The 5668-nt window shown below is 71.3% G+C and carries 7 protein-coding genes; 4 read left to right on the top strand and 3 right to left on the bottom strand.

All coding sequences use genetic code 11. The annotated features are described in order from the left end of the window. A partial coding sequence (locus SACPADRAFT_RS25575; RefSeq protein ID WP_007026230.1) for a DEAD/DEAH box helicase occupies positions 1–1414 on the bottom strand: 1414 nt, incomplete at its 3' end. A 521-nt stretch (positions 1415–1935) separates the two neighbouring features. On the opposite strand from SACPADRAFT_RS25575, the gene SACPADRAFT_RS0204415 reads away from it, so the two are divergent. Both SACPADRAFT_RS0204415 and SACPADRAFT_RS0204420 read left to right on the top strand, forming a co-directional pair. After that, on the top strand, positions 1936–2592 hold the full coding sequence (locus SACPADRAFT_RS0204415; protein ID WP_007026229.1) for a ferritin-like fold-containing protein: 657 nt from the start codon (positions 1936–1938) through the stop codon (positions 2590–2592). Between the two features lie 45 nt (positions 2593–2637). Beyond that, positions 2638–2868, top strand: coding sequence for a DUF3107 domain-containing protein (locus SACPADRAFT_RS0204420; RefSeq protein WP_007026228.1), 231 nt, complete (start codon positions 2638–2640; stop codon positions 2866–2868). A 258-nt stretch (positions 2869–3126) separates the two neighbouring features. Here SACPADRAFT_RS0204420 and SACPADRAFT_RS0204425 read toward each other — a convergent pair whose 3' ends face one another. Further along, complete coding sequence (locus SACPADRAFT_RS0204425; RefSeq protein WP_007026227.1) at positions 3127–3480, bottom strand: DUF4873 domain-containing protein; 354 nt, start codon at positions 3478–3480, stop codon at positions 3127–3129. Continuing rightward, positions 3477–4247, bottom strand: coding sequence for a TetR/AcrR family transcriptional regulator (locus SACPADRAFT_RS0204430; protein WP_007026226.1), 771 nt, complete (start codon positions 4245–4247; stop codon positions 3477–3479). Before SACPADRAFT_RS0204430 ends, SACPADRAFT_RS0204425 begins: the two co-directional genes overlap by 4 nt. A 57-nt stretch (positions 4248–4304) precedes the next feature. Between SACPADRAFT_RS0204430 and SACPADRAFT_RS0204435 the strand changes: the two genes are divergently transcribed. Together SACPADRAFT_RS0204435 and SACPADRAFT_RS0204440 are read left to right on the top strand one after the other, a co-directional pair. Continuing rightward, positions 4305–5258 (top strand): AurF N-oxygenase family protein, encoded by a 954-nt coding sequence (locus SACPADRAFT_RS0204435; RefSeq protein WP_007026225.1) that lies wholly within the window; start codon positions 4305–4307, stop codon positions 5256–5258. Next, the coding region (locus SACPADRAFT_RS0204440) for an alpha/beta fold hydrolase (protein ID WP_007026224.1) at positions 5255–5668 on the top strand (414 nt) is incomplete at its 3' end. The genes SACPADRAFT_RS0204435 and SACPADRAFT_RS0204440, both read left to right, overlap by 4 nt.

Below are 5668 nucleotides of genomic sequence, written 5' to 3' on the forward strand. Positions count from 1 at the left end.
CGGCCTCCCGGCCGCCGCGGGTCCGCCTGCGGGACCGTGACCGTGGCGAGCGTCCCTCGGTCGTGTCACCTCCGGACCGGCCGGATCCGCCGGAGCCGGACCGGCCGGAGCCCCGGCCGGACCCCTTCGACCCCTTCCGGCGCCGCTCGCCGAAGTCCTCCTCGGTCTCGGCGGACAGTCCCGCGCGGGTCCGCTTGGACAGCGGGAGCCTGCTCGCGGCGTTCTCCGGGATGTCGAGGTCGGCGAACAGGTGCCTGGACGTCGAGTACGTCTCCACCGGCTCGTCCACGCCGAGTCCGAGTTCGTCGGAGATCAGCTTCCACCGGGGGATCTCGTCCCAGTCGACCAGGGTGAGGGCCACGCCGGTCTTGCCCGCACGCCCGGTGCGGCCGATGCGGTGCACGTAGGTCTTCTGGTCGTCCGGCGTCTGATAGTTGACGACGTGGGTGACGTCCTCGACGTCGATGCCCCGCGCGGCCACGTCGGTGGCCACGAGCACGTCGATCTTGCCGGAGCGGAACGCCCGCAGGGCCTGCTCCCGGGCCCCCTGGCCCAGGTCACCGTGGACGGCGGCGGCGGCGAAGCCGCGCTCGGCGAGGTCGTCGGCGACCTTCTGCGCCGTGCGCTTGGTCCTGGTGAAGATCATCGTCAGGCCGCGGCCCTCGGCCTGCAGCACCTTGGCGACCAGCTCCGGCTTGTCCAGTGAGTGCGAGCGGTAGACGAACTGCCGGGTGCGCTCGTGGATCGCGCCCTCGTCGTTCTCCTCGGCGCGGATGTGGGTCGGCTGGTGCAGGAAGGTGCGGGCCAGGTTGATGATCGGCCCGGGCATGGTGGCCGAGAAGAGCATGGTCTGCCGCTTCTCCGGGACCATCCGCAGGATGCGCTCGATATCGGGCAGGAAGCCGAGGTCGAGCATCTCGTCGGCCTCGTCGAGCACCAGGGTGCCGACCTTGCCCAGCACCAGCCGCTGCTGCTCGGCGAGGTCCAGCAGCCTGCCGGGCGTGCCGATGACGACGTCCACGCCCTGCTGCAGGGTCTCGATCTGGGCCTCGTACGGGCGCCCCCCGTAGATGGAGGCGGTGCGCACGCCCAGGTGGGCACCGGCCTCGGTGAGGTCCTTGGCGACCTGCACGCACAGCTCGCGGGTCGGCACCACGACCAGTGCCTGCGGGGTGCCGTCCCCGGGCAGCGACAGCCGCTGCAGCAGCGGCACGCCGAAACCGAGGGTCTTGCCCATCCCGGTGCGGGCCTGGCCGATGACGTCGTCGCCCGCCAGCGCGAGCGGCAGGGTCAGCGACTGGATGGCGAAGGTCCGCTCGATGCCGGTGTCCTGCAGCGCGCAGACGATGTCCTCGTGCACCCCGAGCTCGGCGAAGGTGGGGTTGTCGTCCGATCGCACCGGGGCGCCGGCCACCAGCGGGTGCGCCTCGTCGGCCGCGTTGTCGTCGCCGCCCCCGGCGCCCGCCGCCGGGGTGGGCTGTTCAGCGGTCGTGTCCGGCTCGATGTCGGTGTTCGCGTTGATGTCGGTGTTCGGGTCGATGTCGGATCGCCTCTCTCATACCAGCGCGCACAGCCTGGTGACTTCGCGACACTCGACCACCACGCCGAAGCGTTTCGCTTCGCGGTGTGTCACACGAAACGGGGTGGGACGCCGCCGGAGGCGTGCACGCACATTGTCGGTCGGGGGTGAAGTGCGACGGAGGGGCGGCACCCCCGGCGGGGCGCACGCGCCGTCTCGCGTCACGCGGACAGTTAGTACTACGAGGAGGACTCGTACTACGAGGAGGACTCGTACCACGAGGGGAACTCGTACTACACGAGGGCAACTTCACCACTGAGGGGCAGTGTAACGGGTCCCGCGCCCGATCCGGCCGGGACAGGCCGGGGCTCCGGCGTGTTGTTGGTCTCCATTTCCGCTCAACTACGGTGGGCGCCGTGAGTGACGCACAACCGGAGATCGCCACCGGGGTCGTGGACCTGCTGGGGGTGCTGGCCTACGGCGAGCTGTCGGCGTTCGACCGCCTGGCCGAGGACGCGCGTTCGGCGCCGACGCTGCAGGGGCACGCCGCGCTGGCGTCGATGGCCGCCGCCGAGATCGGCCACTACGGCCTGCTCGAGCGGTATCTCGCCGAGCACGGGGTCGCGGTCACCGACGCCATGCGCCCGTTCCTCGGCCACGTCGACGCCTTCCAGTCCTCCACCGCGCCGCGGTCCTGGCTCGAATCGCTGGTCAAGGCGTACGTGGTGGACAACCTCGCCGCCGATCTGTATCGCGAGCTCGCCGAGGTGCTGGACGAGCGCACCCGCGACCTGGTCGTGACGGTGCTCGCCGACACCGGGTACTCCGAATTCGCCCAGCAGGAGGTCGCCGCGGCGATCGAGTCGGACGCGCCGCTGCGCGACCGGCTGGCCCTGTGGAGCCGGAGACTGCTGGGCGAGGCACTCACGCAGGCCCAGTACATCGTGGCCGAGCGGGACGGCCTCGCCGAGCTCATCGTCGCCGGGTCGGGCGACCTCTCGGGCATCGCGGCGTTGCTCCGCCGGTTGCAGCAGCGGCACACCAAGCGGATGAAGAGCCTCGGTCTCGGCTAGCCTGGAACGGACAACGCACCAAACCAACACCCGCGGAGGTCACAGGTGGAGGTCAAGATCGGCGTCAAGGACACCCCCCGGGAGCTGGTCGTCGCGAGCGGCCAGTCGCCCGACGAGGTGGACAAGCTCGTGTCCGAGGCGCTGAACGCCGACGACGGCCTCTTCCGGATCACGGACGAGAAGGGCCGCCGGTACCTGGTGCCCGCCGACCGCATCGCCTACGTGGAGATCGCGCCGTCGGACGTCCGTCGCGTCGGCTTCGCCGTCGAGTCCTGAGTTCGGGTGACGGCCCCGGCTCGGCCGGGGCCGATCCGGTCGCCGGATCGATGGCGGACGACGTCGCCGGCACGCGTCCTTCGGCGAGGGCGACGAAACGCTGGTTGGCCACCCTCCCCGGACCGCACCGGGACATCGGTCCTGATGCGGTTCGCGCGGCGCTCGATGCGGCGCGTGACGAGGTGAGCGACCGTGGCGGTCATCCCGCCGCGGAGGCGGGAGAACAACCGTGAGGGCCTGAGTCCGCCCGGCCGGCCCCTAGGTCCGTGCCGGGGCTTCCAGGGCGTCCAGGGTCGTGGGCACCGGGAACGGGGGCGTGCTGGTGCCCGCGATCCGGTAACGGTCCCACGGATCGGGGTCGGAGATCTCACCGGACGCGCTGCCGTCCGGGGTCCGGATCTCGACCGCCCGCTTCTTCCCTCCGGCGGCCTCGGACAGCCCGGCGTCGGGCCGGATCCGGCCGTACCAGTGGTACCGGCCGTCGATCGGCTGGAAGTGGCCGCGCAGCTGGAGCTCGACGTCCAGTTCCGTGTCCCCGAGCACCAGCGTGGCCGGGCCCGCGTAGCCGTCGTGGTCGTCGTGTCCGGGTGTGGTCCCGGCGTGTCCGCTCATGAGGGCTCTCCCGTTCCCGTGTCCGTCGTCGGTCGCAGGTGGACGACCTTGTTCGCGTCGAGGGGCTTGTCCGGGTCGAGCACCTGCCCGTGCTGCCGGACGAGGCCGTCGATGGCGGCCCAGATGATCCGGGTCAGGTAGTCGACCACGCTGTCCCGGCTCATCGTCCGCTTGTCCAGCCACCACTCGCCGGTGTTCTGGACCATGCCGACGATCCCGTGCGCCCACGGCTCGGCCGCACCGGAGTCCATGTTCAGCATCCGCATGTAGTCACCGATCAGTGCGGTCAGCGCGGTGGCGATCACCTGCTTGTCCTCGGCGACCACGTCCGCGTCGACCGGGCGGTCGGCGAACGACTTGCGCGCGAGCAGCCGGTAGAGGTTCGGGTGCTCCTCGATCACGGAGAAGAAGGCGTTCAGCGCGGTCCGGATCAGCGGGACGGGCGCCAGTTCCGAGTTGATCGCGGGGATGAGGCGCTCGAACAGGATCTCGGTGCCCCGCTGCCCGAGCGCGAGATAGAGGTCCGCCTTGTCGTCGAAGTGCCGGTAGAGCACCGGCTTGGTGACACCGGCCTCGGCCGCCACGTCCTCCATCCCCATCTCGGGCCCGTGTGCGTCGAGCGCCCGCAGGGCGGCCTCCACGAACTCCGCCCGCCGGGCGATGCGGTGCTTGCGCCAGCGGTCCCGGCGCGCGTCCCCCGCCGTCGTGGCTCCGGAGCGCGCGGTGGATCCACCACCGCGGTTGACACGGTCGACCATGGTCTTCATGCTACCAGAGGTAACTGTTACCGGAAGTTACATGAACAGGGGAAGGCGGTGGCCGCGATGACGCGCGCGCCTGCGGAGTCGGAGGGCGGACCGGCCACGGAGGGCGGGCGAGCCGCCCCCGGGCGGGACCGGCGGGAGAAGACCGCGCACCGGCTGCTGAACTCGTCCGCGAGGAAGTCCTACGACCCGGAGATCGACATCGACTGGGACGCCCCGCTCGTCGAGGGCAAGCGGTACCTCCCGGAGCACCGCAGCAGTCTGTACGGCACCGCACTGTGGGAGCGGCTCAGCCCCGAGCAGCGCATCGAGCTGGGCAAGCACGAGATCGCCAGCATCGCCACGAACGGGCTGTGGTTCGAGATCCTGCTGATGCAGATGCTGCTCCGGGAGATCTACAAGGCCGACCCGACCAGCGGGTTCGCGCAGTACGCGCTGACCGAGATCGCCGACGAGTGCCGGCACTCCACGATGTTCGCCCGGATGACCGAACGCATCGGCTGCCCGCCGTACGGGCCGTTGCCGTGGCGCCGCCGCATGGCCAAGCTGCTGCCGCTGATCAGCTACGGCCCCGCGATGTACGGCGCGATCCTCGTGGCCGAGGAGATCCTCGACCGGTTGCAGCGCGAGCAGATGAACGATCCGGAGGTCCAGCCGCTCGTGCGGATGGTCAACCGGATCCACGTGCTGGAGGAGGCCCGGCACGTCACCTTCGCCCGTGAGGAGGTCACGCGCGGGGTGGCCCGGCTCTCCGGGCCGGAGCTGAAGTACCAGCAGTGGCTGCTCGCGGCGGTCTCGCACGAGGTCGTCCAGAGCCTGATCAACCCGCACGTCTACAAGGCCGTCGGGATCCGGCCCCGGGACGGCTACCGGGCCGCGATGGCGAATCCGTACTACCACGAGACCCTCCGCTACGCCGGGGAGCGCATCATGGGGTTCCTGGACGACAACGGCCTCATCGGGTCGGTGGGGATGCCGCTCTGGCGGCGCGCGTTCCTGGTGGCCGACCGGTGAGCGGGTGGCGGGAGAGCGGACCGCCGGAGAGCGCGGCGCGGCCGCGCCGGGTGGTCACCTCGGACGGCACCGCGCTGCACGCCGAGGTGAGCGGCACACCGGACGCGGCGGTCACGGTGGTGCTGGTGCACGGCTGGACACAGGACCACCGGACGTGGGACCGGGTCATCGACGAGCTGCCCTCAGGGGTACGCCGGGTGCGCTACGACCTGCGCGGGCACGGCGCCTCGGAGGCGGCCGGGCCCGGGACGGCGACGATCGACCGGCTGGCCGACGACCTCGCCGACGTGCTCGCGGAGCTGGCCCCGGACGGGAGGCTGGTGCTCGCCGGTCACTCGATGGGCGGGATGACGCTCCTGGCCCTGGCCGAGCGGCATCCCACGATCGTGGACGAGCGGGTCGACGGGGTC

Origin of the sequence: Saccharomonospora iraqiensis subsp. paurometabolica YIM 90007 (genome assembly GCF_000231035.2) — a bacterium.
In the GTDB taxonomy this organism is placed as follows: domain Bacteria; phylum Actinomycetota; class Actinomycetes; order Mycobacteriales; family Pseudonocardiaceae; genus Saccharomonospora; species Saccharomonospora paurometabolica.

Excerpts from the sequence above, each read along its gene's own strand:
- SACPADRAFT_RS0204425 (WP_007026227.1), bottom strand. The coding sequence starts at position 3,480 with ATGAGCGGACACGCCGGGACCACACCCGGACACGACGACCACGACGGC.
- SACPADRAFT_RS0204430 (WP_007026226.1), bottom strand. The coding sequence starts at position 4,247 with ATGAAGACCATGGTCGACCGTGTCAACCGCGGTGGTGGATCCACCGCG.
- SACPADRAFT_RS0204435 (WP_007026225.1), top strand. The coding sequence starts at position 4,305 with ATGACGCGCGCGCCTGCGGAGTCGGAGGGCGGACCGGCCACGGAGGGC.